The sequence below is a fragment of the Tabrizicola caldifontis genome (assembly GCF_004762095.1).
Taxonomy (GTDB): domain Bacteria; phylum Pseudomonadota; class Alphaproteobacteria; order Rhodobacterales; family Rhodobacteraceae; genus Tabrizicola; species Tabrizicola caldifontis.
Map to the genome: position 1 here is coordinate 78,452 of NZ_SIJH01000012.1, position 24,980 is coordinate 103,431.

Annotated in this window: 25 protein-coding genes and 1 tRNA gene; 11 read left to right on the top strand and 15 right to left on the bottom strand. The window is 65.7% G+C overall.

From position 1 onward, the window contains the following. Positions 1-2: 2 nt before the first annotated feature. The 3 genes from EYB42_RS11555 to EYB42_RS11565 are packed head-to-tail and all read right to left on the bottom strand — an operon-like array spanning position 3 to position 2,846. Positions 3-491 (bottom strand): MarR family winged helix-turn-helix transcriptional regulator, encoded by a 489-nt coding sequence (locus EYB42_RS11555; RefSeq protein ID WP_135450268.1) that lies wholly within the window; start codon positions 489-491, stop codon positions 3-5. Continuing rightward, positions 488-2,053 (bottom strand): phytoene desaturase family protein, encoded by a 1,566-nt coding sequence (locus EYB42_RS11560; protein ID WP_135450269.1) that lies wholly within the window; start codon positions 2,051-2,053, stop codon positions 488-490. The genes EYB42_RS11555 and EYB42_RS11560 overlap by 4 nt, the downstream gene beginning before the upstream one ends. A 1-nt stretch (position 2,054) precedes the next feature. Next, positions 2,055-2,846: a cyclase family protein gene (locus EYB42_RS11565; RefSeq protein WP_135450270.1), complete on the bottom strand. Its 792-nt coding sequence runs from the start codon at positions 2,844-2,846 to the stop codon at positions 2,055-2,057. Between the two features lie 129 nt (positions 2,847-2,975). Between EYB42_RS11565 and EYB42_RS11570 the strand changes: the two genes are divergently transcribed. The 6 genes from EYB42_RS11570 (at position 2,976) to EYB42_RS11595 (ending at position 9,708) form a co-directional block, all read left to right on the top strand. Beyond that, positions 2,976-4,544 carry a phytoene desaturase family protein gene (locus tag EYB42_RS11570; RefSeq protein ID WP_135450271.1) on the top strand — a complete coding sequence of 523 codons (1,569 nt, stop codon included), beginning with the start codon at positions 2,976-2,978 and terminating at the stop codon, positions 4,542-4,544. Between the two features lie 35 nt (positions 4,545-4,579). Further along, complete coding sequence (locus EYB42_RS11575; RefSeq protein WP_135450272.1) at positions 4,580-6,103, top strand: ABC transporter substrate-binding protein; 1,524 nt, start codon at positions 4,580-4,582, stop codon at positions 6,101-6,103. Positions 6,104-6,194: 91 nt separating this feature from the next. Continuing rightward, positions 6,195-7,205, top strand: coding sequence for an ABC transporter permease (locus EYB42_RS11580; RefSeq protein ID WP_135450273.1), 1,011 nt, complete (start codon positions 6,195-6,197; stop codon positions 7,203-7,205). Further along, positions 7,198-8,049 (top strand): ABC transporter permease, encoded by an 852-nt coding sequence (locus EYB42_RS11585; RefSeq protein ID WP_135450274.1) that lies wholly within the window; start codon positions 7,198-7,200, stop codon positions 8,047-8,049. The genes EYB42_RS11580 and EYB42_RS11585 overlap by 8 nt, the downstream gene beginning before the upstream one ends. Next, on the top strand, positions 8,046-8,915 hold the full coding sequence (locus EYB42_RS11590) for an ABC transporter ATP-binding protein (protein ID WP_135450275.1): 870 nt from the start codon (positions 8,046-8,048) through the stop codon (positions 8,913-8,915). The genes EYB42_RS11585 and EYB42_RS11590 overlap by 4 nt, the downstream gene beginning before the upstream one ends. Beyond that, positions 8,908-9,708, top strand: coding sequence for an ATP-binding cassette domain-containing protein (locus EYB42_RS11595; protein WP_135450276.1), 801 nt, complete (start codon positions 8,908-8,910; stop codon positions 9,706-9,708). Before EYB42_RS11590 ends, EYB42_RS11595 begins: the two co-directional genes overlap by 8 nt. On the opposite strand, the gene EYB42_RS11600 is transcribed toward EYB42_RS11595, so the two are convergent. After that, the gene (locus tag EYB42_RS11600; protein WP_135450277.1) at positions 9,693-10,151 is read right to left on the bottom strand and encodes an acyl-CoA thioesterase; all 459 of its coding nucleotides are present in this window, start codon (positions 10,149-10,151) and stop codon (positions 9,693-9,695) included. The two genes, EYB42_RS11595 and EYB42_RS11600, sit on opposite strands and share 16 nt — an antisense overlap. Before the next feature lie 203 nt (positions 10,152-10,354). Then, positions 10,355-10,431, bottom strand: a tRNA-His gene (locus tag EYB42_RS11605). A 124-nt stretch (positions 10,432-10,555) separates the two neighbouring features. Here EYB42_RS11605 and EYB42_RS11610 point away from each other — a divergent pair. Continuing rightward, complete coding sequence (locus EYB42_RS11610) at positions 10,556-10,774, top strand: DUF6324 family protein (protein WP_135450278.1); 219 nt, start codon at positions 10,556-10,558, stop codon at positions 10,772-10,774. A gap of 34 nt (positions 10,775-10,808) precedes the next feature. On the opposite strand, the gene EYB42_RS11615 is transcribed toward EYB42_RS11610, so the two are convergent. From EYB42_RS11615 to EYB42_RS11655, 9 genes are all read right to left on the bottom strand, one after another. Beyond that, positions 10,809-11,297 (bottom strand): MmcB family DNA repair protein, encoded by a 489-nt coding sequence (locus EYB42_RS11615; protein WP_135450279.1) that lies wholly within the window; start codon positions 11,295-11,297, stop codon positions 10,809-10,811. A gap of 383 nt (positions 11,298-11,680) precedes the next feature. Next, positions 11,681-12,508, bottom strand: coding sequence for a DUF481 domain-containing protein (locus EYB42_RS11620; protein ID WP_135450280.1), 828 nt, complete (start codon positions 12,506-12,508; stop codon positions 11,681-11,683). A gap of 223 nt (positions 12,509-12,731) precedes the next feature. Continuing rightward, positions 12,732-13,613, bottom strand: coding sequence for a LysR family transcriptional regulator (locus EYB42_RS11625; RefSeq protein WP_135450281.1), 882 nt, complete (start codon positions 13,611-13,613; stop codon positions 12,732-12,734). Between the two features lie 157 nt (positions 13,614-13,770). Further along, positions 13,771-14,085, bottom strand: coding sequence for a hypothetical protein (locus EYB42_RS11630; RefSeq protein ID WP_205909980.1), 315 nt, complete (start codon positions 14,083-14,085; stop codon positions 13,771-13,773). Between the two features lie 55 nt (positions 14,086-14,140). Further along, entirely contained in the window at positions 14,141-14,863 is a 723-nt protein-coding gene (locus EYB42_RS11635) for a proteasome-type protease (RefSeq protein WP_135450282.1), read from the bottom strand. Positions 14,864-14,890: 27 nt separating this feature from the next. Then, positions 14,891-15,697 (bottom strand): transglutaminase family protein, encoded by an 807-nt coding sequence (locus tag EYB42_RS11640; RefSeq protein WP_135450283.1) that lies wholly within the window; start codon positions 15,695-15,697, stop codon positions 14,891-14,893. Continuing rightward, a complete protein-coding gene (locus EYB42_RS11645) occupies positions 15,697-16,647 on the bottom strand; it encodes an alpha-E domain-containing protein (RefSeq protein WP_135450284.1) in 951 nt (316 codons plus the stop codon). The genes EYB42_RS11640 and EYB42_RS11645 overlap by 1 nt, the downstream gene beginning before the upstream one ends. Before the next feature lie 103 nt (positions 16,648-16,750). After that, positions 16,751-18,142, bottom strand: coding sequence for a circularly permuted type 2 ATP-grasp protein (locus EYB42_RS11650; protein WP_135450343.1), 1,392 nt, complete (start codon positions 18,140-18,142; stop codon positions 16,751-16,753). 267 nt (positions 18,143-18,409) lie between these two features. Further along, positions 18,410-19,114, bottom strand: coding sequence for an endonuclease/exonuclease/phosphatase family protein (locus EYB42_RS11655; protein ID WP_135450285.1), 705 nt, complete (start codon positions 19,112-19,114; stop codon positions 18,410-18,412). Between the two features lie 41 nt (positions 19,115-19,155). Here EYB42_RS11655 and EYB42_RS11660 point away from each other — a divergent pair, with 41 nt between their 5' ends. From EYB42_RS11660 to EYB42_RS11675, 4 genes are all read left to right on the top strand, one after another. After that, complete coding sequence (locus EYB42_RS11660; protein WP_135450286.1) at positions 19,156-19,806, top strand: hypothetical protein; 651 nt, start codon at positions 19,156-19,158, stop codon at positions 19,804-19,806. 59 nt (positions 19,807-19,865) lie between these two features. Continuing rightward, positions 19,866-20,882 carry a ligase-associated DNA damage response exonuclease gene (locus EYB42_RS11665; protein WP_135450287.1) on the top strand — a complete coding sequence of 339 codons (1,017 nt, stop codon included), beginning with the start codon at positions 19,866-19,868 and terminating at the stop codon, positions 20,880-20,882. After that, positions 20,879-22,471 carry an ATP-dependent DNA ligase gene (locus EYB42_RS11670; protein ID WP_135450288.1) on the top strand — a complete coding sequence of 531 codons (1,593 nt, stop codon included), beginning with the start codon at positions 20,879-20,881 and terminating at the stop codon, positions 22,469-22,471. The genes EYB42_RS11665 and EYB42_RS11670 overlap by 4 nt, the downstream gene beginning before the upstream one ends. 155 nt (positions 22,472-22,626) lie before the next feature. After that, complete coding sequence (locus EYB42_RS11675; RefSeq protein WP_135450289.1) at positions 22,627-24,453, top strand: M3 family oligoendopeptidase; 1,827 nt, start codon at positions 22,627-22,629, stop codon at positions 24,451-24,453. Here EYB42_RS11675 and EYB42_RS11680 read toward each other — a convergent pair. Further along, positions 24,450-24,884 carry a host attachment protein gene (locus EYB42_RS11680; protein WP_135450290.1) on the bottom strand — a complete coding sequence of 145 codons (435 nt, stop codon included), beginning with the start codon at positions 24,882-24,884 and terminating at the stop codon, positions 24,450-24,452. The genes EYB42_RS11675 and EYB42_RS11680 overlap by 4 nt on opposite strands. Between the last annotated feature and the right edge of the window lie 96 nt (positions 24,885-24,980).

Genomic DNA, 24,980 nt, shown 5'->3' on the forward strand with positions numbered 1-24,980 from the left:
GCTCAGATCTCGTGCTTGCGGATGTTGGTCAGCATCTTCTGCAGCGTGCCTACGAAGGCGCGGCGCTCGTCGTCGGGGATGCCGCGGAACATGCGGGCATGCGCCTCGGCCATGCGGGGCCAGAGCGTTTCAAAGGCCGCGCGCCCGGCTTCGGTGATGTAGACCCGCGTCGCGCGGCTGTCGGCGGCGTCGGCCTCGCGGCGGACCAGCCCGTCAGCCGCCAGCTGGTCCAGCGCACGCGACAGGGTGGACTGTTCGACCACCGAATAGACCGCCAGTTCGCGGATCAGCGGCCCCTCGATCACCGACAGGACAGCAAGGGCCCGCATCTTCGGCGTGGTCAGGCCAAGGCTGGCCATTTCTTCACGCAGAGAGGCGTTGTAGCGCCCCATGATGCGGTTCATCAGATAGGGTGCATAGTTCGAAAGGCCGATCTCACCCAGCCGCGGCAGGGTTTCGGGCGGCCGGTCAGGGGGCGACTGGTCGGTCATGCGCCCAGCCTCTTTGCCGCGAGAAAGCCCGAGCCGCCGCCCAGACCGGGGCCGGGATGGGTGGAGGCGCCGATGTGGATCAGACCACGTACGAGGCCGGTGCCGTTCGTCGAATGCGGATAAGGACGGAATATGAAGAACTGGTCGATGGTGCAAAGGCCACCATAGGGGTCGCCACCGACAAGATTGACATTCATCCGCTCCAGATCGGCGGGGGAATAGGCCCGCCGCGCCAGCTTGATCCGGTCGAAATCCTTGATGTGCCGTTTCAGGATCGTCTCGATCCGGTCGGCGAAGGCTTCGCGGGTGGCCTCGCTCCATGTGCCATCGGTGGCGATCTCGTCTGCCGCATCGCCCTTCACCACGCGGGGCGCGTCGGGGATCTGCAGCCACAGGATCGCCTTGCCCTCCGGGCAGCGCGAGGGGTCCAGCCGGTGCGGCTGACCCACGCAGATCGTGGGCGTGGCAGGCAGCATTCCCCGCTCTGCTTCGTTCGAGGCTTTCGAGACGGAATCGATCCCGTCCGCCAAGTGGATCAGCGCCACGTCGTCCAGCCCCGGCGACAGCCATTTCGGGTGCTGGTCGAGCGCGTAATGCAGCTGAAAGTTTCCCCGGCCGTGGCGGAAGGCCTTCGCCGCCGCCTGATCTTCGGGCAGGTTCACGTCGCGCAGCAGGCGGCCCTGCAATTGCCCCGGCGCGACAGAAGCCAGAACCGAGGCGCAGCCGATCTCTTCTCCGTCGGCCAGAGCCACACCCCGCACCTTGCCATCACGCACGACGATCCGGTCCACATCGGCCCCGCAGCGGATTTCGCCACCCTTCTCCTCGATCAGCGCCTTGAACGCAGACACCCCGGCACCCGAGCCACCCTTGACGATCGGTGCCCCCGCTGCCTCCAGCGCAAAGGCGATGACCTTGCCCATCTGTCCGGAATAGGTGCTTTCCGGCGTCAGCCCGCAGTGCAGCACCCACGGCGCATAGAGCGCCTGGACGGCAGGCGAGGCGTAGGTCGTCTCCAGCCAGCCCCGCGCCGGTACCAGCGCCCGGCCGAACCAGGCAGCCAAGCCCCGCAGCCCCCGCTTGCGCACCTGACCCCACATGAGCTTTGCCGTGGGCCAGGACCACAGGGAACCGCCGAGAAGTGCAAACAGGAAGGGCGCGTCGGCCTCGATGCCACCGACATCGCGGGCATGGGCATCGCCATCCCCCGGAGCAAGCGCATTGAAGGCGGCGATGTTCTTCGCCCGGTCGGTGGTCAGCACCAGCGCCTCGCCGTTCGACCGCAGGACAGCCGTGGGGTGCGGCGTGTGGCAGTAGTCGAAACCATGCCGTGCGAGGTGGGGGCCAAGCATGGCCCCCGCCGGCGAAGTCATGAACAGAACCCAAGTCGCGGCCATCACGTCGTGGCGGAAGCCGGGCAGAGTGATCTCTTCCGTGCGCAGGCATCCCCCGGGGGTTGCCTCGCGTTCCAGAATCAGCACGCGGTCGCCTTTCAGCGCCAGCATTGCACCTGCGACCAGCGCGTTGATCCCGCTGCCGACAATGACGTGATCGGGCCGCATCTTATGCCCTGGGAACCAGCGCCAGCGCCCGGATGGGCGAGCCCGTGCCCTGCTTGATCTTCAGCGGCGCCGCAATCAGGATTGCCCCTTTGGGCGGCAGCCTGTCGAGGTTGGCAAGGCTGGCAAGGCCGAAGCAGTTATGCTTGTGCAGCAGGTTGTGCGCAGGGAAAGGCGGGTTCATCCCCCCGGCTTGGCCCGCATCGGTGCCGATGCACTGGCTGCCCCAGCCCACGATGCCCTTGTCCAGAAGATACTGGATCACCTCGGCCGTCGGCCCCGGGGTGTGCGGGCCGGTTTCGTTGGCGTTGAGGAACAGCGCCTCGTCATGTGCGCGCTTGTCCCAATCGGACCGCAGCACGACCCATTCGCCCTTGCCAATGGCGCCATGCTGCGCCTCCCATGCCTTCACATGGTCGATGGTCAGCAGGAAATCAGGGTCGGCTGCGCATTCCTTGCTGAAGTCCAGCACGTTCACCGGCGCGATCAGCCGCTGCACGTCCAGCGTGTCGGTATAGCCGTCGGGATAGTCCTTGCCGGTGATCCAGTGATGCGGCGCATCAAAGTGCGTGCCGGAATGTTCCCCCAGTTCCAGCCAGTTCCAGGCCCAGAAGGGGCCGTCCTTGTCGTATTCGCTGATCCGGTGAATCTTGATCGGCGGGGTGTCCTTCGCCAGTTCCGGCGGCAGCTTCAGCAGAGGCGTTTCGGGGCCAAGCACGCCCGAACAGTCCACCACCTCGATCCCGCCCGAGGCGAGCATCCCGGCAAGGGACGAAAGCACGTTCGCAGAGGTCATAGGAATCTCCCTGTTGGCCGGACCAGTCCGGCTGTCCCATGCGCCGGTTTCGATCCGGCGTCATGGAATCATGCTAGACAGATTTAAATGCATTTGCAAATATCCCCGCGTCATGGGTGGCGGAGGAACATGGCCAACGACTTTGACGCAGTCCTGATCGGGGCGGGCCACAACACGCTGGCCGCTGCCCTGCACCTTTCCGCAAGGGGCTGGAAGGTCGGGGTGTTCGAACAGGCAGGCGTGGCAGGGGGCGCGGTCAAGACCGGCGAATACACCCTGCCGGGCTTTCGCCACGACTGGGCGGCGATGAACCTTTCGCTTTTTGCCGGAAGCGCGTTTTTCCAGAGATATGGTGAAGAACTGGGCCGCCACGGCTGCGCCTTCGTTCCTGTGGACCGGCCCTTTTCATCCTCCTTCCCTGACGGCTCATGGGTCGGCGTCTCGACTGACCGGACCGAGACGCTGGCCGCAATCCGCGCAGTGTCGCCGCGTGATGCCGAAACCTGGACACGCCTGTGTGACGGCTTCGGGGCAGAGGCGCCGCATCTGTTCGGCCTTCTCGGCTCGCCCATGCGCTTTCGTGCGCTTGCATATTTCATGTTCAAAACACTGCGTGCAAAGGGTATTGGCGGCACGCTGGACATGGGCCGGTTCCTTCTGTCCTCTCCCCGCGCCTGGCTGGAGGAAACCTTCGAGCACCCGCATGTCCGTGCGATGCTGGGCGCCTGGGGGATGCACCTGGATTTCGCCCCCGATGTCGCTGGCGGCGCAATGTTCCCCTATCTGGAGGGGATGGCGGGCCAGGCCTTCGGGATGGTCATCGGCCAGGGCGGCGCGGATACGGTGACGCGGGCGCTGGTCGCTGCAATCAAGGCGCGCGGCGGGATGGTGGAAACCGGGGCTACCGTCACCCGCATCCTGCATCAGGGTGGCAGGGCGTCAGGAATCGAGCTGGCCGACAGCCGACGGATCGCGGCCCGACGGGCCGTGATCGCCGGTGTCGCCCCCCGGGCCCTGGCCCGGCTGACCCGCGGCACAACCCCTGCCTTCGACGGCGCTTTGCAGACGTTCCGTCATGCGCCTGGCACCATGATGATCCATCTGGCAATGGACGCGCTGCCCGACTGGCGCGCGGGCGCGGTGCTACAGCGCCATGCCTATGTCCACCTGGCCCCCAGCCTGGACCAGATGGCGCGAACCTATGCCCAGGCGCTGGCGGGCCAGTTGCCGGACGAGCCGATCCTTGTCGTGGGCCAGCCCACCGTGTTCGACCCCTCCCGCGCGCCAGAGGGGAAACACGTCCTCTGGGTGCAGGTCCGCATGGCCCCCGGCACCATCGCCGGCGACGCGAAGGGCGAAATCAGCGCGACCGGCTGGGCCGAGGCCGCCGAACCCTTTGCCGAACGCGCGCTGTCGATCCTTGAGGCCCACGCCCCCGGCACCCGCGCGAAGATCCTGGCGCGCCGGATCGTGACGCCGGTCGAGCTGGAGGCCGACAACCCCAACCTCGTCGGGGGCGATCAGGTCTGCGGAAGCCACCATCTGGCGCAGCATTTCCTGTTCCGCCCCGTGCGCGGCCATGCCGACGGATCAACCCCCATTGCCAACCTGCACCTGACCGGAGCCGCCGTCTGGCCCGGCGCGGGCACCGGCGCAGGGCCGGGGTTTCTGCTTGCGCGGAAGCTGGCCGGCAACTGATACATGACCAAGAACCACCAACAGGGAAAACGGAAATGAACCTCAACCGCCGCAGCCTTCTGAAGCTGTCCGCCGCATCGGCTGCCTTGGGCGGCCTCGGCCTGCCCGCCGCCGCGCAAGGAATCGACGAGCTGGTGATCGCCTACAACGTCAACCTGCCCTCGTGGGATCCGACGGTGGGCCCTAGCGCGGTGAACCCGACGATCCAGGGGATCTACCAGTCGGTCTTCGACCAGTACATCCTGCAACAGCCCGACCTGAAACCCGCCCCCGGCCTTCTGACCGAATGGGGCTGGAACGATGACAAGACCCAGGTCTGGATGACCGTGCGCGAGGGCGTGACCTGGCATGACGGCAGCCCCTTCACCGCCGAGGACGTGGCCTGGAACCTCGCGCGCGTGGCAAATCCTGAAACCGGCAGCCCGATCCAGTTCGTCTGGGGGACGCTGGCCAACCACCGGGTCGAGGGCAACCGCGTGATTGCCGATGTGGTGCAGTTCGACCCGACGATCTTCAAGTGGATGTATTTCCTGACCGGCTATGTCCTGCCCAAGGCCTATTACGAAAAGGTCGGCCCCGAGGGCTTCGAGGCCAAACCCATCGGCACCGGCCCCTACATGGTGGACAGCTTCGAAAGGAACGCCTTCGTGCGGCTGAAGGCCAACCCCAACTACTGGGGCAGCAAGCCGGAATTCGAGACCGTAACGATCAAGTTCGTCCCCGACGCCGCCGCCCGGGTGGCCGAGGTGGAATCAGGCAACAGCCACGTCACGCTGGAAATGCCGTACGAGGAATATGACCGGCTCAAGGGCGGCCCGCTGGCCGGCGTTGCGGCGCCGATCTCGGACATCGGGATGATCTTCCTGAACGACATCGACGTGATGCTGGACCCGAACGTCCGCAAGGCCGCGGCCCATGCGATCGACAAGCAGGCGATCATCGACCGGCTTCTGTCGGGCTATGGCGTGAAGATCGACACGCTGCAAACCCCCGAATACGACGCCTACGATCCCTCGATCACCGTAGAATACAACCCCGAGAAGGCGATGGAACTGCTGGCGGCCTCGGGCTACGGGCCGGACAATCCGGTGAAGTTCAAGATCCAGACCACCAAGGGCTTCAAGCCCAAGGATTACGAGATGATCCAGGCCATCGTCGGGCTGTGGCGCAAGGTCGGGATCGAGGCCGAGATCGAGGTCTACGAGATCGCCAAGCATTACGAACTGCGCGCGGCCGACCAGCTGGCCCCGGCGGCCTTCTACAACTGGGGCAACTCGGTGGGCGACCCGACGACCTCGACGGGATTTGCCATGTTCGGCCCCAGCCCGCATTCGGTCTGGGACGGGCAGGATCTGATCGACATGATCGGGCCGCTGTGGGGTGAGAAGGACGAGGAGAAGCGGATCGAGGGCTGGAAGGCGGTGGACCGTTACATCGCGGAAAACGCGCTGGTCATCCCGCTTCTGCAATATGTCCAGCCGATCCTGCACGCCCCGGGCGTGGTGGTGACGCCGCATGCCTCGGGCGCACTGCTGCCGCATCTGATGAAGCGGGCGTAATGGCCTGACGACGGAACCGGGGGGCACCCCCCGGCCCCCCGTAGGATACTTGTGGAAAGAATGAAGGGGCAGATTGCCCCTACCGGGGCCGATGCCAATCCTTCGCATCCTTCTTCTGCGGCTTCTGACGACCGTCGTCACCCTTGCGGGTGTTGCGGTGATCGTCTTCTTCGTGATCCGGGTCGTGCCCGGCAACCCCATCGCCATGATGTTGCCGCCGGGTGCAACCGAGGCAGACATCGCCCGGTTGTCGGCACTTTACGGCCTGGACAAGCCGTTGGTGACCCAGTTCTGGATCTGGGTTTCAGGCGTCCTGCAGGGCGACTTCGGCACCTCGATCTCCACGCGCCAGCCGGTGCTCGGGCTGGTCCTTGGCCGGTTGCCCGCGACACTGGAGCTGTCGGTCATGGCACTGGTCATGGCCGTGGTGCTGGGCGGAGCGGCGGCACTGACCGGCACGCGCTACCGCGGCGGGCGGACAGAAGGCGCGATCGACGTGGCCAACGGCATGGCGCTGTCGGTGCCGGATTTTCTGTGGGGGCTGATCCTGATCCTGCTGTTTGGCGTTCTGATGCCGGTCTTCCATATCTCGGGCCGGGTGACGCCCTCGCTCGACCTGCCCTTCTCCACGAACTTCTACCTGTTCGAAAGCCTGATCCGGCTGCGCTTCGACCTGTGGGCCGACATCGTGGCGCACATGTTCATGCCCGCGCTGGCGCTGGCGATCCCGCTGGCCGCGATCATCGGGCAGCTCCTGAAGCAGAGCCTGAAGGAAACGATGAACCTGGATTACGTCACGCTTGCCCGCACCAAGGGCTATGGCGAGACGCGCGTGATCCTGCGCGAGGCCCTGCGCAACGCAGCCCTGCCTACGCTGACGCTGGTTGGCGTACAGTTCACCTTCCTGATCGGCGGCACGGTGATCATCGAGCGGCTGTTCAGCTATGAGGGCCTTGGCAACATGGCCATCGACGCGGTGATCAACCGCGACCTGCCGCTGATCCAGGGGATCGTGCTGTTGTTTGCCGTGATCTTCACCGCAGTGAACCTGATCGTGGATCTGCTTTATGCCGTCCTGAACCCGAGGCTGCGCCATGCTTGACGGACGCACCCTTGTCCGGCGCCGCGCGGGGCTGCGGCTGTGGCTGTCGGCCGGGTGGCTGACCCTGCTCTGCCTTGCTGCCCTGCTTGCACCCTGGGTCGCGCCGAAGGATCCCCTGGCGCAGGATCTGTTCCTTGGCCGAATGCCCCCGTTCTGGATGACCGGCGCGGAACCCGGCTACTGGCTGGGCACGGATTCGCTGGGGCGTGATGTGCTTTCGCGCCTCATCCATGGCGCGCGGGTGGCGCTTACTGTGGCGCTGGTCGCCGGGACGATCACTTGTATTGTCGGGGCGACCCTGGGGCTTCTGGCCGGGTTCCTGCGCGGCTGGGTCGATATGGTGATCAGCCGCCTGATCGACATATGGATGGCCTTTCCGCCGGTCCTGTTCTCGATCCTTCTCATTGCCGTACTCGGCCCTGGCCTGATGTCGATCATCATCGCCATCGTCGTCATCGACTGGACCCGCTTTGCGCGCGTCGTCCGGGCCGAGGCAATGGCCCAGGGCGCGATGGATTACGTTGCCTCGGCCCGCGTGGCCGGGCGCGGGCGGATCAGCACCTTGATCCGCGAGATACTGCCCAACGTGCTGCCGACCATCGTGGTGCTCTTGACGCTGGAAATGGGCATCGCAGTGATCGTCGAGGCGATCCTCAGCTTCGTGAACCTGTCGATCTCGACCGACGACCCGACCTGGGGCGGCATGATCTCGGAAGGCCGGGCCTCCATACATCAAGCGTGGTGGGTGCTGGTCGCGCCCCTGGTCACGCTGTTCCTTACTGTCCTGTCCTTCAGCCAGCTGGGCGAAGGATTGAAGGACCGCTTCGACCCGGTGCTGCGATGACCGCGCTGGTGATCCGCAACCTGTCCGTCCGGCTGCGGAAGGGCCCGCCGCTTTTGCGGCGCGTCTCGCTGGACCTTGCCCCTGGCGAGGTGCGGGGGCTGGTGGGCGAATCCGGCGCCGGCAAGTCGATGATCGGCAAGGCGGTGCTGGGCATCCTGCCGCCATCGGTGGAGATCACGGGGGGCGAGATCCTGCTGGAGGGCACCGATCTTCTGCGCCTGCCCCCGGCCGACCGGCGCCGCCGCATCGGGGCCAGTTGCGCGCTGATCCCGCAAGACCCGCTGACCGCGCTGAACCCCAGCCACCGGATCGGGCCCCAGATCACCGACCGGCTGGTGGACATCCTTGGCTGGACGCGCCGAAACGCTGACGCCCGGGCCCGCGAACTGCTGGCCGAGGTGCAGATCCCTGATCCCGATCGGGTGATGCGATCCTACCCGCACGAGCTTTCGGGAGGCATGCGCCAGCGCATCCTGATCGCCTCGGCCTTTGCGGCCGAACCGCGGCTGATCGTGGCGGATGAACCAACCACGGCGCTGGACGTTACGGTGCAGAAGCAGATCCTGAAGCTGATCGCCGGCATGCAGGCGCGGCACGGCACCGCGATCCTGTTCGTCACACATGACCTGGGCGTGGTCTCGAAGGTTTGCCAGCGGCTCTCGGTCCTCTATTCCGGCATGGTGGTCGAGGATGCCCGCGTGGCCGATTTCTTCCGCGCACCGCGCCATCCCTATTCGGCGGCCCTTCTTGCGGCCACGCCGAAATACACCGACCCCACCGCTGGGCTGAACCCCGTGCCCGACGCCGTGATCGAGGCCGTCAGGGCCGAGGTCGCCGCCTTCGATCGGGAGGTGGCGCATGGCTGACCTTTACGAGGTGCAGAATCTGCGCCTGTCGCTGGCGGACATGACCGCGAAGCCGCTGCTGGGTGCCGCCCCACGGATCGAGATCCTGAAGGGCCTGACCTTCACCATACCAAAAGGCGCGGCAGTCGGCATCGTCGGCGGTTCGGGATCGGGCAAGTCCACGCTGGGCCGGGCACTTGTGCGGCTGCTGGAGCCATCGGGCGGGGCGATCCGCTTCGGCGGCACCGACCTCACCCACCTTTCCGATGCGGCCCTGCGGCCATTGCGGCGGCGGTTCCAGATGATCTTTCAGGATCCGTTATCCTCGCTGAACCCGCGCCACAGGGTCGGCACGATTATCGCCGAACCCCTTCGCCTGCACGGTTTCGACGGCATTCCCGCCCGTGTCGCCCGCGCGCTGGATCAGGTTGGACTGCCGCAGTCCTTCGCCGCCCGCTACCCGCACGAACTGTCCGGCGGCCAGCGCCAGCGCGTGGGCATCGCCCGCGCCATCGCGCTGGAACCTGATTTCATCCTTGCCGACGAAATCGTGTCCGGCCTGGACGTGTCGTCGCAGGCGCAGGTGCTGAACCTGCTGGAGCGCCTCGTGAAGGATCTCGGCCTGACGCTGGCCTTCATCAGCCACGACCTGTCGGTGATCCGGCGGCTTTGCCAGCACACCATCGTGCTTTACCAGGGCACGATCGTCGAGAACCGTCCGACGCCGGACCTGTTCTGCGAACCCCGGGCCGACTACACGCGCGAACTGCTGTCAGCGATCCCGTTGCCCGATCCCAATCAGCCGTGGGGCTGAGGCGCACCCACGGGACGGTGTTCGGCTGCGGGCTGGTGCATCAGGCTTTCCAGCTTCGCCTTCACCTCTTCCGGCCAGGGCATCGAGGTGTGGCTGTCCAGCCAGCTTGCCGCCAGCACCTGTTCTACCGACCAGCGGTGCTCATCGCCGCAGTGGATCGTATGGCGCAGCCGGACCGAAGATCTGCCGACCTTGAGGATCGAGACCCGGAAGGTCAGCCGGTCACCGAAGAACGAAGGTTTCGAGAAATCGCAGGACAGATGTACCGTCGGCGTGCCCCAACGTTCCTTCCAGATGATTTCGTGCCAGGGCCAACCGATGTGGGCCCAGAATTCCTCGACCACGCCGTTCAGGATGTTCAGATAGGCCGGGTAATAGGCGGTGCCGGAAATGTCGCAGTCGCCGAAGCGAAGGTCTCTGTCGGTCACGAAACAGACTGTCATTCGGGCCTCCCTTGAACTGCGCCGGTCTCAGGCCGGTCTGGCACCAGAATATGCGGCGCTTCATGTTCTGGCCACAAGGGATTGCCGCTTTCATCGGGCGGCTTCAGCTGGCAGCACCCATCGCCGGGCCAAGGCGGGCCTGGACCCGGATCAGAACGCAAAAAATTGTCAGGAAGGACGGTCGGCACGCAGGCCTGTTCGGATGGTACCGCCTCCCCGGCTCGAACGGGGGACCCCCAGATCCACAATCTGGTGCTCTAACCAACTGAGCTAAGGCGGCACTCGCGGGCGATTTAGCCCCCCTCCCCCGGGATTGCAAGCACCTTCGCGGGGCATGACGCTATGATTCCGCTTGCGCCGCATGACCCCGACCGCTACGTGGCCGAAAACCGCCGGAGAGAGACATGGGCATCAACTCCCCCAGCGACATCGCCGCCAATCTGCAGATCGGACCGACCGACGCGGGCATGGTAAGGATCTATGTCGAAGCCGAGGGCGGGATCGAGCTGCCGCTGGACTTCGATCCCGACGAGGCCGAGGAAATCGCCGAGGAACTGCGCGCTGCGGCCGAAGTCGCGCGGTCAATGGGCGCAGGACCGGCCGGGAAACCGAAGAAACGCTGACAGACGGGTCAGGCCGGTTTCCGCAACTGATCCGTCAGGGAAACCTGTCCAATTCCGTGACCGCGGCAAAGCCCGGATCGCGCAGATCCTGCAGTCGGCTGGCCGCCACGCGCGCGAAGGTGCGCAGCACGACCCTGCGCCGCGCCCCCGACAGGGGCGCTTCGGGTGCCATGCGCACCACTTCCGCATCCCAGGGATCGGCAAGGATAAGCCCGGTATCTTCGGGCAGAAGCTCGACCGGGAAATCCGCATCCACTGCCCAGAAGAAGCGGTCGCACCAGTCCAGATAACCCTGCCACTTCCGGTCGGCGCGAAAATCGGCGCGGCCCGACTTGCATTCGACGACCCAGACCTCGCCCCTGGGGCCCAGCGCCATCACATCGACGCGCAGGCCGGGGGCAGGGATCAGCTCCTCGACACAGACGAAATCCAGCGCGCGAAGACCGCGACAGACACCGCGTTGCAGCCGCTGGCCGGGACGCGGCGGCAGGTCTTCGAAAGCAGGAATGGAAGGCTGATCCATGCGCAAGATATGAACCAAAGGTGAACATCTGTCCACCCCGCCTGCTGACCCAGGCAATCGGCCACGCACGGACCCGAAATTGTCTGCCCGGACCCTTCGGGCGCGATGGGTTGCGGCGCGCTGCTTCGGCGCCTATGTTCTACAATGGCGGGTGCTGCTCCTCGCGTGCGGGGCCAATTTTCCAGTGGCCGATAAGCAAGCGAACGGGGGCTGGCTCTGCCCGGATCCTGGTCCGGGTATCTGGCGCCCACCTGAGACCTCTGGCTCTCGGGAAAACCCCGGCTCTCACGGTTGCTGCGGGCCCGCCACCCCCAGACATGGAAACAGAAAGACCGGAGCAGGTCACCCTGCCCCGGCCTGGATGGTGCCTTGGGCATCCGGGGTCAGAAGCCGACCACCAGCGACACACCCAGTCGATTGTCCGTTCTGATGTCACGCGCGTCGTTGTAGTCGGTCAGATAGCTGACCCTGGTCGACAGCGTGTCGCTGACCTTGAAGTTCACGCCGAAATCGTTGCTGGCGCGCAGCGCGGCGCTGGAGTTCAGAACGTCAGTATCGTTGGTCAGAAACACGGAATCGGAGAGCCTGTAGAAGAACCGGGACGAGGCGATGACACCTTCCTCGGTGGTCGAGGCGCCGGTGCCATCCTGAAGATAGCTTACCCCCACACCCGCCTGGATGCGCCAGGCCATGTCCTCGGTGTTCACCAGGCGGTAGCCCGGACCCACGCCGACAAATCCATCGCGCGCGATCTCGCCCGCGGTCGAGGCCAGGCCGTCACGTTCGGCACGCGCCAGACCGAACAGGTAGAAGCGGTCGTTCAGGTAGTAGTTGGCGTCATAGACCATGAAGATGTCTTCCCTGGTCCTGGTGCCCCCATCCTCGGCAAAGTCGACCGCGACGCCCAGGGTCTGCACCCAGGGGCCCTGCGCATAGCGCAGCCGGACGCCCAGATTGAAATCCTGGCTTTCGGTGTTGCCGGTGCGGGCCGTGTAACCGAGCGCCGCGCTGCCAGAAAAGCCCGGGCGGAATTCGGGGAAGGCAAAGCGCGCCGCGTCTTCTGACCGCGCAAGATCGTCGGCGACATCGGTTTCGATTTCCTCGATCCGGTCGTTCAGATCGCGGATGCCGGTGATGCTGTCCTGCGCGACAGCGGGCAGCGCCATGGTCAGTGCCAAGGCGGGAACCGTCAGAAGAAGCGTCTTTTTCATCGTCAGACCTCACTTGGTTATGGCGGGCCGGGATGGCCCCGCTTCGGTGAGGCAGAGATAAGATGCTGATTTCTCGAAGAAAAATTTGAAATACTTGAGAGGGTCTCAAGAATTATTCGTGACCCCTCGCTCTTGATCCGGCCGCCGAAAATCCCAGGCGCTGCCACTGCTCCGGCAAAAACCCGGGAAAATCAGGCCTATGCACGGAGGTGATCTCAAGTGCTCACAGATGTTCAAGCACCTCGCTTGCCTCCTCGCGGACGGCGGCAAGGGTTTCGGACAGTGCGCTTTCCGCAACAGACCGCAGGCTTTCATCGGTGTCCTCGCGCCAGACTACCCAAGAGGCAAGGCTGAACCCGGGCGCGTCCTGCACCGCGAAAAGCTGCCCTGTTTCCAGCGAGGCATGGGCTAGCCGCGTCGGAATATAGGCCGCGCAGGGCCGCGAGCGCAGGAACCAGGCGGCCATCGCCCCGTCATTCAGCATCAGTCGCGGCGTGGCAAGCCCCGGCAGCGCAGCTTCGTGAAAGCGCAGGAACTCTGGTCCCCAGTCGACCAGCGTGTAGGCAGGGGTCACGCTTTCCACTGTGGCGTCGGGCCAGGGGCAGACCATGACCAGCTGTTCCTCGATCAGCCGTTCCGAATGCAGCCCCGGCCGGTCGAGCGGCCCGTGCGTCAGCATCACCTGCACCTCGCCCGACAGTGCCATCTGCACCAGGCTGTCGGGTTCGGCCAGCACGGCCCTGATCTCAAGCTCGGGGTGCTGTTCGCGCAACCGGTCGATCCAGCGGAAACCGAACCGAGGCCACAGCGTGCTTTCGGCCCCGATCGCCAGGCTGTTTGCCGCGCCATCCAGGGCGCTGACACGCTGACGTGCCTGTTCCCAGTTGCGCAGGATCATCGTGGCGAAACCCCGGAACTCTCGGCCCGCAGGCGTCAGGATGACGCCACCCTTCGTGCGTTCGAACAGCGGCCGGCCAAGCTGATCCTCCAACCGCTGCACCCGCAGGGATACGGCCGATTGGGTCACGAACAGCCGCCCGGCAGCGGCCCCGAACGACCCGGTAGCAGCCACTTCCAGAAAGGTCTTGATCAGTTGCAGGTCCAAACGTTCCCCTCCAGGCGAACAGCTTGGATACCTGCATCATCAGGGCGGAAAGCCAAGCCCCGCACGTCACACGACGCGCCAAGCCGCCCGAGTGCATGTCTGCGGATCAACACTTCGGAGATGTCGCGATACACGGCGCAGCAATTGCGCGCACGGGCTAGCGGCGGATAAACCTTGCCTTGCGGCTGACCGCAGGCACCGGAACCAAGACCGGCTCGCGCGCGCCATGGCCGCCGCCGGGCCCATCCTGGTCTTCCGCCATGGCCATGACCTTGAAGCCGAACTGCACGCCCGAAAAGACGATGCCGTTGAACACCACCATCATCACCGCAGCGACCAGGCCGATGTCCGACCCCAGGATCAGATGCCCGATACCTGCCACATCCCACCAGACAAGGCCGCCCGTAAAGACAGCCGAGACTGCAAAACCCAAGGCGACGCTGCGGATGTACAGGCGGACGAGCTCTGGCATCGGACCCTCCATGCTATGATCCCAAGGTAGGCGCGGATTGCGGCAATTCCAAGCCTCAGATCACGATCCGCGCGAATCCGTCGCGGAGCGCGTTGGACCAGGCATCGCTCATCGCGCGGAAGGCGGGGTCACCGGCCTCGATCCGGCGTTTCAGGGTCACACGGCAGGCATCCCGTTCGATCACGCAAAGATCCAGCGGCATGCCAACGGAAAGATTCGATCGCAGCGTCGAATCCATCGACAAGAGAACCGCCTTCTGTGCATCGGCCAGGCTGGTCTCGGGCCGCACCACGCGGTCGAGAATCGGCTTGCCGTACTTGTGCTCTCCGATCTGCAGGAAGGGGGTGTCCTCGGTCGCCTCGATGAAATTGCCCTCGGGGTAGATAAGGAACAGCCGCATCGCCCCGCCCCGGCGCTGGCCGGCCACGATCATGCTGGCCGAGGCGCCCTGCGCGGCGGAAAGCTTGTGGTCGATGTCGGCCCGGACCTTCGCCAGCCGGTCACCGACGATCTCTGCCACCTTCAGCATGGTCGGTGCCAGCATGATGCTGGTATCTGGCGTGGCATCGGGATCCTCGATCGCCTCGCGCAGTTCGGCAAGCGTTGTCTGGCTGACCGACAGGCTGCCCGCCGTCATGATGACGATGACACGCTCGCCAGGCTCCTCGAAGGCAAACATCTTGCGGTAGGTGGAGATGTTGTCGAGCCCCGCATTGGTGCGCGTATCCGACAGCAGCACCATCCCCTCGTTCAGCAAAAGGCCCACGCAGTAGGTCATCGTCCGTCCCCTTGATCCCGCGCCACCCTATTGGGCGGCTTGCAGGACCGCAACGGTCACATCCATAGCTTCCCGCGCCCCTCCCCGGGCGACACCGCGAATGGGCGCCGCATCCTGCGCATCGAAGCCAGAACCAAGGCGGATATAGCGGTCATCCGGGCAGCAGCGGTTTGCGGGGTCGAAGCCGATCCAGCCCAGCCCCGGAACATGCAGTTCCGCCCAGGCATGCGCCGCCTCGTGCGGGGTGCCATCCTGTGCGGCGAAGAGGTAGCCCGAGACATAGCGCGCCGCGATGCCGCGGACCCGCGCCATTGCGATCAGTGCATGGGCATGATCCCGGCAGACGCCCTCGCCGAGCGCCAGCGCCTCGGCGGCGGTGGTATGGGCATGGGTGACGCCGGGGCGATAGGCGATCGCTTCGGAAACCAGGGTACTCAGCGAATGGGCGAGGGAAAGCAGGTCGGAATCGCCGACAGTCCGCGCCAGACTTTCAAGCGCCACATCGGCGCGGGTCGGGGCGGTCGTGCGCAGATAGACCTCGGGCGCGACCGTCTCGCGATGTCCGCGCAGAACGCCGGCAAGGTCGGTCGTATCGACCGTGCCGCGTACCCGGACCTCGACAGCCGAGACCGGCCCGGCAATGGTCCAGCCCTGCACCTGATCCCCAGCCCCGTCGCGGTGGGTGGAACCCTTAGTGCCCTCGCTGACCGTGATCTCCCAGTCGATGACCTGCTGTCCGGCAAAGACCGAGGGGGTCAGCCGGTGGCTCTGCACCACTGACCGCACCGGATGGTCATAGCTGTAGCGCGTCACATGATCGACCGTCAGCCGCATCAGCGCATTTCTCCGCTCAGATAGGCATCATGGATTGACAGCGCGAGGTCGGACACATCGCGGATGAAGCGCGTCAGGTATTCGTGCAGTCCCTCGTCGAAGATCGCATCAACCGTTGTCCCTTCCACTTCTGCCAGCAGTGCCCGGGCCTTCGCCTGGGCCGGCGTTTCGCGGCCATAGGCTTTTGCGATCCGGCCAAGATGATTCACGACTCCCGCGGTACACGTGGCCAGCGACCGGGGTGACTGCGGGTTCAGGATCAGGAAGTCGGCGATCTTCGCCGCTGTCACTTCGCCGCCATAGGCCCAGTGAAAGGCGCGTTGTGCCCCCATCGCGCGGAGCAGGGTGGACCACTGGTAGTTGTCAAGCCCCGAGCCCACGAAATCCACACGAGGCAAAAGGACATAGTATTTCACATCCATCAGCCGCGCCGTGCTGTCGCCGCGTTCCAGATAATAGCCGATGTTCAGGAAGTTGAACCCGTCGTTCCGAAGCTGCGTCGCGTCGATTTCCCCCCGCACCATTGCGGCATGGCGGGTGATCCAGTCGGTCAGGCGGGACAGCTCCAGTTCCGACCGGGGGGTGCGTTCAAGCTGCTTCAGCTCCTGAAACGCGGTGTTCAGCGCGTCCCAGACCTGGCTTGTCAGCGCCGTGCGCACGATCCGCCCGTTTTCCCGTGCCGCCGTGATGCAGCTTGCGACCGACGAGGGGTTGTCCCGGTCGAAGAAGAGAAAGCTTTCGATGTTGCGCTGCACCGGGTCGCCGTATTTCTGCGCAAAGGCAGCAGCCATGCCGCTGGCCTGCAACAGGCTGTCCCATTCGCTGCGGTAGCCGTGGGCCGACGGGATCAGGCTGATCCGGCTGCCCACTTCCAGAAGTCGGGCAACCGTATCGGCACGTTCCATGTAGCGCGCGATCCAGTAGAGGTTGTCGGCGGTGCGGCTCAGCATGGGCGGACCTCCTGCCTGGCGGCAATCCCCTCTGCGTGGGGGAGGGCTGGGGACGGGGGGCACCGCCCAGCCGGAAACTGCGGCGACATGAGCCCGGCGTCCCTCATTCCGCCAGCACCCAGGTATCCTTGACCCCGCCACGCTGGCTGGAGTTCACCACCAGCGACCCCTCCTTCAAGGCCACGCGGGTCAGCCCGCCGGGCACCAGTTCGATCCGCTCGCCCACCAGGCAATAGGGGCGCAGGTCCACATGGCGCGGCGCCAGCCCTTCCTCGACAAAGGTCGGCACGGTGGACAGGGCCAGCGTCGGCTGCGCGATGTAGTTGCCAGGATCCTCGATCAGCTTCGCGCGGAACCGCTCAACCTCCTCGCGGCTCGATTTCGGCCCGACCAGCATTCCGTAACCACCGGAGCCATGCACCTCCTTCACCACTAGGTCGGGCAGGTGGTCCAGCACATAGGCCAGATCCTCGGCCCTGCCGCACTGCCAGGTTGGCACGTTCTTCAGGATCGGCTCTTCCCCCAGATAGAAGCGCACCATTTCAGGCACGTAAGTGTAGACGGCCTTGTCGTCTGCGACCCCCGCCCCCGGCGCCGAACAGATCGTCACCCCGCCCGAGCGGTAGACGTCCATCAGCCCCGGCACGCCCAGCATGCTGTCGGGGCGAAAGCACAAGGGGTCGAGAAAGGCATCGTCGATCCGCCGGTAGATCACATCCACCCGGCGCGGGCCCTCGGTCGTGCGCATGTAGACAAACTCGCCATCCACGAACAGGTCCTGCCCCTCGACCAGTTCCACCCCCATCAGGTCGGCCAAGAGGCTGTGCTCGTAATAGGCGCTGTTGAAATGCCCCGGGGTCAGGATCACCACCACCGGATCGCCCTTGCACTTCTTCGGCGCCACGCTGGCCAGCGTCCGGCGCAGCTTTTCGGAATAGCCGTCCACCGGCTCGATCCGGTTTTCCCGGAACAGGCCCGGGAACATCCGCATCATGATCTCGCGGCTCTCCAGCATGTAACTCACGCCCGAGGGCGTGCGGCAGTTGTCCTCGAGGACGTAGAACTCGTCCGGGCCGGTGCGCACGATGTCGATGCCGACGATGTGGGAATAGACCCCCTTCGGCGGCACGAACCCGACGACCGCCTTCTCGTAGGCCTCGTTCTGCCAGACCAGCTGCCCGGGGATGCGGCCCGCGCGGATGATCTCGCCGCGCCCGTAGACATCGACGAGGAAGGCGTTCAGCGCCCGCGCGCGCTGCTTGATTCCCTTTTCCAGCCGCGCCCATTCGGCGCCCGAAAAGACGCGGGGAAACATGTCGAAGGGGATCAGCCGGTCGGGGTCGCCCCCCTCGCCATAGACGGCGAAGGTGATCCCGATCCGGCGGAACAGCGCCTCGGCCTCGGCCTGCTTCAGGCTGCGCAGTTCCTGCGGCATGGCTGCGACCCAGTCCTGCAGCCGCGCATAGGGTGCCCGCACCGCCGTGCCCTGGTACATCTCGTTGAACTGCGCCACCCGTCACCCCCGGCCCGCCTGTACCCAATAGAACAGCGGTCCCGGCCCGCGAAAAGCCCCCCGGACGGAAAATCCGCCCGCCGTCTGACCAACTGCCCTTTTTTCAGGCATTCGGCGATCCCGCACTTGCTCCTTGCGCAAATACCCTGGTGAGCGCGAGGGGCAGCTCCCCTTGCCCCCGAGGAGAAGGCGCAACCCGACAACAAGAGGACAAACGGCTTGCCCGCCGGCGCTCCTGTCGCAAGCCGCCTAAAGCCAGCGCATCTGCGCCAGCAGGGGCAGGTGGTCCGAAACCTGCACCCCCTGCCGCCAGGGAACGGCCAGGGGTTCCAGTTCCAGGTCGTGCGAATGGGCGATGCGGTCCAGGGCCAGCGTCGGCCGTCGCGAGGGATAAGTCGGCGCGGGATCCATCAGCCGGAAGGCGCGCGTCAGGCGGCCAAGGCCGACCCGCCGAGAATATTCGTTGAAGTCGCCCAGGATCAGGGTCGGCCGCGCCGGGTGACGCAGAACCGCCTCGCGGATCGCGTCCAGCTGCTTGCGGCGCGATCCCCGCCACAGGCCCAGATGCACACCCACCAGCCGCAAGGCACCGGGTCCGTCCAGGTCGGCGATCACCGCACCGCGCGGTTCGATCCCGGGCAGGTCAAGCCGTTCAAGCCCGACAAGACGGAAGTCGGGCCGGACCAGCAGGGCATTTCCGTGCCAGCCGATGCTGGCCGAGTTGCGACCGACCGGCAGGGGCAGCAGACCTGTCCGCTCGGTGATCTCGTCGCGCGGCAGGGCCGAGGGGCGCGCGCCCAGTCGGAAGTCGGCCTCCTGCAGGGCCAGGATATCGGCGCGCAGCGCGGCGATTGCATCAAGCACCCGCTGCGCGTCCCGGCGCAGGTCTGTGCCCAGCCCGGCCCTGATGTTCCAGGTGGCAACGCGCAGCTGTGGCTTTGACTCCGGCTCCATGACCCCAATATAGGGCTGACGCCCTTCCAACCGGAACCCCGATGCCTGCGCCCTCCGTACTGCTTCTGACCGCGATACGCCTGTTCCTCGGTGCCGAGGCGCTGATCGGCGTGGTCACCGGAAACGGGCTGGCGATCTTTGTCGCGACCTCGGCCCTGGCGCTGACTTTCCTGCCGCAGCTTGTCGCCAGCCGGATGCGTCTGCGTCTGCCGAACAGCTTCCTGGCCGCCGCCGCCGCCTTCGTGCTGTCCACGATCTATCTTGGCGAGATGCACGATTTTTACAACCGGCTCTGGTGGTGGGATCTGGTGCTGCATGGAAGTTCGGCCATGGGCTTCGGCATTCTGGGCTTCCTACTGATCTTCATGCTGTTCGAGGGCGACCGCTATGCGGCGCCGCCCTGGGCGATCGGGGTGCTTTCGTTCTGCGTCGCAATGACCGTTGGCGCCCTTTGGGAGGTGTTCGAATACGGGATGGACCAGATCTTCGGCCTGAACATGCAGAAGTCGGGACTGGACGACACGATGAGCGACATCATGGTGAATGCGCTTGGCGCGGCGATTGCCGGCCTTGCGGGGGCGGCCTATCTGAAGGGACGGGCAAGCGGACTTGGCGCTGCCTTCGACCATTTCGTCAGCGAGAACCGGACCCGGTTCCGCAAGCTGATCGCGCGTGGCCGTCCGCAGGGCTGAGCCCCGGGGGAAGCGGCCGCCTCTCTTGCGGGGCAAACCGCGCGTGCTACCCTTCCGGCATGGCCGGTCCCGTCCTCAGCTTCACCGATCGCGGCATCTACTGCGCGGCGGGAGACTTCTACATCGACCCCTGGCGCCCGGTGGCCCGTGCCCTGATCACTCACGGCCACAGCGACCACGCCCGCTGGGGGATGGGTGCCTATCTGGCAACCCATCAGGCCCTGCCGGTGATGCGCAAGCGGCTGGGCCAGATCACCGCAGAGGGGATCGCATATGGCGAAACGCGGGTGATCGGCGGGGCCGAGGTCTCGTTTCATCCTGCGGGGCATGTGCCGGGATCGGCCCAGATCCGTGTGACCGTGGGCGGGCAGACCTGGGTCGTTTCGGGCGACTACAAGACCGAAGCCGACGGTCTGGCCGAAGGGTTCGAGCCCGTCCCCTGTCACGCCTTCGTCAGCGAATGCACCTTCGGCCTGCCCGTCTTCCGCTGGGAACCCCAGCCTGTGACCATGGATCGGATCGCACGCTGGTGGGCCGCAAACGCCGCCGAAGGCAAGACCTCGATCCTTGGCGCCTACAGCTTCGGCAAGGCGCAGCGGCTGCTGGCCGCCCTGCCCGACCTGGGCCCGATCCTGACCCACGGCGCGGTCGAGGAAATGACGCAGGTGCTGCGTGATCAGGGCTACCCCCTGCCCCCCACGATCCGCGTCACACCCGAGGTGACCGGGAAAACCCACCCCGGCGCCATCGTGATCGCGCCGCCAGCGGCCCTGGGATCGGCCTGGTCGGCCCGGCTCGGCCCTTCGGAAGAAACCTTCGTCTCGGGCTGGATGGCCGTGCGTGGCATCCGCCGGCGTCGTGCGCTTGGAACGGGCTTCGTGCTGTCGGACCATGCCGACTGGCCGGGCCTGAATGCGGCGATCCGGGCCACGGGGGCGGAACGTGTCTTTGTCACCCACGGATACACTGCGGTCTTCCGGAAGTGGCTTCAGACCCGGGGCTACGACGCCGGGATCGTCGAAACCCGGTTCGGAGACGAGGCGGAAGCAGAGGTGGACACCGCGGTGGTCGGATGAAACGCTTTGCCGCCCTCTTCGCCGCGCTCGACGCCACCACGAAGACCGGTGCCAAGATCGCGGCGCTGACCGACTATTTCCGGCATGCCCCCGAGGCCGACAGGGTCTGGACCGTGGCACTTCTGACCGGGCGGCGCCCGCAGCGCAGCGTGACTGCTACCGAGCTGCGGCTGTGGGCGGCCGAGGCGGCGGGCATCCCGGACTGGCTGTTCGAAGAAAGCTATGCCGTGGTGGGCGACCTGGCCGAAACCATCGCCCTCTTGCTGCCCCCGCCTGATGCCGCCGCCGATCTGAAGCTTGATGAGGCGATCCGTGGCCTGGTCCGGCTGTCCGGCCAGCCACCCGAGGCGCGCAAAGCCGCCGTGCTGGCGGCCTGGGCCGGACTGGGCGCAACCGAACGCCTCCTTTACAACAAACTTCTGACTGGCGGCTTCCGCATGGGTGTGGCGCAGGGGCTGATGACCCGGGCGCTGGCACAGGCAACCGGGGTGGAGGAATCCACCCTGGCCCACCGCCTGATGGGTGACTGGGATCCTGCGACCACAAGTTTTGCCACCTTGATCAGTGGGGAAGCCGGTAGCGATGCCAGGCCCTATCCATTCGCGCTGGCCAGCCAGCTTGAGGGCGGACCCGAAACGCTCGGCCCGCCCGGCGGCTGGCTGGCAGAATGGAAGTGGGACGGCATCCGGGGCCAGCTGATCGCCCGGCCCTGCGCCTTTGCGCTGTGGTCGCGCGGCGAAGAGCTGATCACCGACCGCTTCCCCGACCTTGCACCGCTCGCCGATTTCCTGCCCGCCGGCACGGTGATCGATGGCGAGGTGCTCGCCTGGGATGCGGACCGGGGCCGGCCGCTGCCCTTTGCCGCGCTGCAACGGCGGATCGGGCGAAAGACGGTGCCGAAGGCGCTTCTGGCCGAGGCCCCGGCGCGGCTTCTGGCCTATGACCTGCTGGAGGACCGGGGCGAGGACATCCGCGACCGGCCCTTCACTGACCGCCGCGCACGGCTGGAGGCGATCCTGACCGCGCTCCCCCCGGGCCTGCCGCTGGCACCCTCGCCGCTGGTCGCCTTCGCCGACTGGGGGGCGTTGGCCGCGACCCGGGCCGCGGCCCGCGGCGAAGGCGCGGAGGGCGTGATGCTGAAGCGTGCGACCAGCGCCTACTTCGCCGGACGCAGGCGGGGCGACTGGTGGAAGTGGAAGCTCGATCCCTTCTCGGTCGATGCGGTTATGCTCTACGCGCAGGCCGGGCACGGGCGGCGCGCGAACCTGTTCACCGATTTCACCTTCGGCGTGCGAGACGGCAACACCATCGTGCCGTTCACCAAGGCCTATTCCGGCCTGACAGACGCCGAATTCGCGGAAATCACCCGCTGGGTGCAGCAGAACACGCTGGAACGCTTCGGACCCGTGCGCAAGGTGCCAGCCGAGCTGGTGTTCGAGATCGGCTTCGAGGGGATCCAGCAAAGCCAGCGACACAAGAGCGGGATCGCCCTTCGCTTTCCACGCATGCTACGCTGGCGCCGTGACAAGGGTGTGGAAGAGATCGACACGCTGGAGTCGTTGCGCGCTCTGCTACGGGCCGCGGGATAAGCCCGGCGCAGGTTCGTCGATGACCTCATCACGCCTTGCGCCGCTCTGCCCAGAAGACGAAACGGCAGGCTGAGCTGTTCCCGGCAGAGCCCTCGGGGTTGCACATCCCGGCCCTAGGCCCCTAGATGAACCGCAATCGTCACCGGAGGTCTGCCATGTCCCTGCCCCTGCCCCTGCCCGTCTTCGATGCCAATACCAGCGGTGGGGGATTTGGCGATCTGCCGGAATGGGATCTGACCGATCTCTATTCATCCCCCGATGCGCCGGAATTCGCCGCCGACATGGCGGAACTGGAACGGGCTTGTGCAGCCTTTGCAGCGACTTATGAGGGCAAGCTCGGCCGGCTGGATGCGGCCGGGCTTCTGGCCTGCGTGCGCGAATACGAACGCATCGACGTGATCGCCGGGCGGCTGATGTCCTATGCCGGACTGCGCTATTATCAGAACACCATCGACCCCGAACGCGCCCAGTTCATGGGCAATGCGCAGGACCGGGTGACCAATGCCACCACGCCGTTGGTCTTCTTCAGCCTCGAGTTCAACCGACTGGACGACGACCACCTGGCCCGCCTTCTGGCGCAAAACGCGGACCTTGCCCGCTACAAGCCGGTCTTCGACCGGATGCGCGCGATGCGGCCGCACCAGCTGTCGGACGAGCTGGAACGCTTCCTGCACGACGAAAGCGTGGTGGGCGCCAGCGCCTGGAACAAGCTGTTCGACGAAACCATGGCGGGGCTGATGTTCGCCGTCGAGGGCGAGCCCGAAGAGCTGAACCTGGAAGCCACCCTGAACCTGCTGACCGACCCGGCGCGTTCTCGGCGCGAGGCAGCGGCCCATGCGCTGGCCGAGGTGTTCCGGAGGAACATCAAACTCTTTACCCGCATCCACAACACGCTGGCCAAGGAAAAGGAAATCCACGACCGCTGGCGCAAGATGCCCACGCCGCAACATGCCCGCCACCTGTCGAACCATGTCGAGCCCGAGGTGGTCGAGGCCCTGCGCAACGCTGTAGTCGCGGCCTATCCGAAGTTGTCGCACCGCTACTACCGGCTGAAGGCGAAATGGCTGGGGCTTGAGAAGCTGCAGGTCTGGGACCGCAACGCGCCCCTGCCGATCGAGACCCCGAAGACGGTGGACTGGGCCACCGCGCGCAAGACCGTGACCGAGGCCTATGCAGCCTTCGATCCCCGCATGGCGGACTTGGCAAAGCCGTTCTTTGAAAAGGGCTGGATCGACGCAGGCGTAAAGCCCGGCAAGGCACCGGGGGCCTTCGCGCACCCGACCGTCACCACCGTCCATCCCTATGTGATGCTGAACTATCTGGGCAAGCCGCGCGACGTGATGACCCTGGCGCATGAACTGGGCCACGGCGTGCATCAGGTGCTGGCCGCCGGTCAGGGCGAGCTTCTGGCCTCGACCCCGCTTACTCTGGCCGAAACGGCATCGGTGTTCGGCGAGATGCTGACCTTCCGGCGGCTTCTGGATCAGGCCAGAACCCCGGCCGAGAAGAAGACGCTTCTGGCTGGCAAGGTCGAGGACATGATCAACACCGTCGTCCGGCAGATCGCCTTCTATGACTTCGAATGCAAACTTCATGGCGCGCGAGCGCAGGGCGAACTGACACCGGATGACATCAACGCCCTTTGGATGAGCGTTCAGGCCCAGTCGCTGGGCGACGCCTTCGAATTCATGGACGGATACGAGACGTTCTGGTCCTATATCCCCCACTTCGTCCATTCGCCGTTCTACGTCTATGCCTATGCCTTCGGCGACGGGCTGGTGAACGCGCTTTATGCCGCCTATGCCGGCGGCCTGCCGGATTTCCAGGAGAAATATTTTGCCATGCTGAAGGCAGGCGGGTCGAAGCACCACAAGGAATTGCTGGCGCCCTTCGGACTGGACGCCAGCGACCCGACCTTCTGGGACAAGGGCCTGTCGATGATCGCGGGGTTCATCGACGAACTCGAGGCGATGGAGGCCTAGACCCCCGGCAGATCGGCAAGATGGCCGGGCAGATCATGCACCGGCGTCTTGACCAGATCCTTCGGCAGCTCGGACACGACCTTGCCGGCCAAGGCCTTGGGCATCAGGTCGCGCAAGACACCCAGCATCTTCGGGCCGGCGACCAGGACGATGCCGTCGTCATTGCCGTTGGCCCATTCGGCTTCAAGCGCGCTGATGGCATGACGGGCGAAGCGGCGGCGTTCTTCCTCCTCGTTCGCGCCGCGCTCCTTTGTGCCGAACGACACGCCGGTGGCATGGCTGCGATACGGTTCCGAGCCGAAGGGGTTCTCGACATCGGGAAATTCATCGGCGCGGCGATGGGCAAGTTCGGTGAAAGCCCCACGACTGCCCCGCAGAAGGCGGAAATCCTGATCCGCGGCCAGAAGATACAGGGTCTGTCGGGCTTTCATGCTTTCCTCCTGCTAGAAGACGGGGCGGTTCGCGGCCCCTGACCATTGTTACCTTGCCCGGCCGACAGGGCAACCGCGCTGATGCAGATCAAACCA

Bases quoted from the DNA above. Each gene is read 5' to 3' on its own strand.
- EYB42_RS11555 (WP_135450268.1), bottom strand. From the start codon at position 491: ATGACCGACCAGTCGCCCCCTGACCGGCCGCCCGAAACCCTGCCGCGG.
- EYB42_RS11560 (WP_135450269.1), bottom strand. From the start codon at position 2,053: ATGCGGCCCGATCACGTCATTGTCGGCAGCGGGATCAACGCGCTGGTC.
- EYB42_RS11565 (WP_135450270.1), bottom strand. From the start codon at position 2,846: ATGACCTCTGCGAACGTGCTTTCGTCCCTTGCCGGGATGCTCGCCTCG.
- EYB42_RS11570 (WP_135450271.1), top strand. From the start codon at position 2,976: ATGGCCAACGACTTTGACGCAGTCCTGATCGGGGCGGGCCACAACACG.
- EYB42_RS11575 (WP_135450272.1), top strand. From the start codon at position 4,580: ATGAACCTCAACCGCCGCAGCCTTCTGAAGCTGTCCGCCGCATCGGCT.
- EYB42_RS11580 (WP_135450273.1), top strand. From the start codon at position 6,195: ATGCCAATCCTTCGCATCCTTCTTCTGCGGCTTCTGACGACCGTCGTC.
- EYB42_RS11585 (WP_135450274.1), top strand. From the start codon at position 7,198: ATGCTTGACGGACGCACCCTTGTCCGGCGCCGCGCGGGGCTGCGGCTG.
- EYB42_RS11590 (WP_135450275.1), top strand. From the start codon at position 8,046: ATGACCGCGCTGGTGATCCGCAACCTGTCCGTCCGGCTGCGGAAGGGC.
- EYB42_RS11595 (WP_135450276.1), top strand. From the start codon at position 8,908: ATGGCTGACCTTTACGAGGTGCAGAATCTGCGCCTGTCGCTGGCGGAC.
- EYB42_RS11600 (WP_135450277.1), bottom strand. From the start codon at position 10,151: ATGACAGTCTGTTTCGTGACCGACAGAGACCTTCGCTTCGGCGACTGC.
- EYB42_RS11610 (WP_135450278.1), top strand. From the start codon at position 10,556: ATGGGCATCAACTCCCCCAGCGACATCGCCGCCAATCTGCAGATCGGA.
- EYB42_RS11615 (WP_135450279.1), bottom strand. From the start codon at position 11,297: ATGGATCAGCCTTCCATTCCTGCTTTCGAAGACCTGCCGCCGCGTCCC.
- EYB42_RS11620 (WP_135450280.1), bottom strand. From the start codon at position 12,508: ATGAAAAAGACGCTTCTTCTGACGGTTCCCGCCTTGGCACTGACCATG.
- EYB42_RS11630 (WP_205909980.1), bottom strand. From the start codon at position 14,085: ATGCCAGAGCTCGTCCGCCTGTACATCCGCAGCGTCGCCTTGGGTTTT.
- EYB42_RS11635 (WP_135450282.1), bottom strand. From the start codon at position 14,863: ATGACCTACTGCGTGGGCCTTTTGCTGAACGAGGGGATGGTGCTGCTG.
- EYB42_RS11640 (WP_135450283.1), bottom strand. From the start codon at position 15,697: ATGCGGCTGACGGTCGATCATGTGACGCGCTACAGCTATGACCATCCG.
- EYB42_RS11645 (WP_135450284.1), bottom strand. From the start codon at position 16,647: ATGCTGAGCCGCACCGCCGACAACCTCTACTGGATCGCGCGCTACATG.
- EYB42_RS11650 (WP_135450343.1), bottom strand. From the start codon at position 18,142: ATGTACCAGGGCACGGCGGTGCGGGCACCCTATGCGCGGCTGCAGGAC.
- EYB42_RS11655 (WP_135450285.1), bottom strand. From the start codon at position 19,114: ATGGAGCCGGAGTCAAAGCCACAGCTGCGCGTTGCCACCTGGAACATC.
- EYB42_RS11660 (WP_135450286.1), top strand. From the start codon at position 19,156: ATGCCTGCGCCCTCCGTACTGCTTCTGACCGCGATACGCCTGTTCCTC.
- EYB42_RS11665 (WP_135450287.1), top strand. From the start codon at position 19,866: ATGGCCGGTCCCGTCCTCAGCTTCACCGATCGCGGCATCTACTGCGCG.
- EYB42_RS11670 (WP_135450288.1), top strand. From the start codon at position 20,879: ATGAAACGCTTTGCCGCCCTCTTCGCCGCGCTCGACGCCACCACGAAG.
- EYB42_RS11675 (WP_135450289.1), top strand. From the start codon at position 22,627: ATGTCCCTGCCCCTGCCCCTGCCCGTCTTCGATGCCAATACCAGCGGT.
- EYB42_RS11680 (WP_135450290.1), bottom strand. From the start codon at position 24,884: ATGAAAGCCCGACAGACCCTGTATCTTCTGGCCGCGGATCAGGATTTC.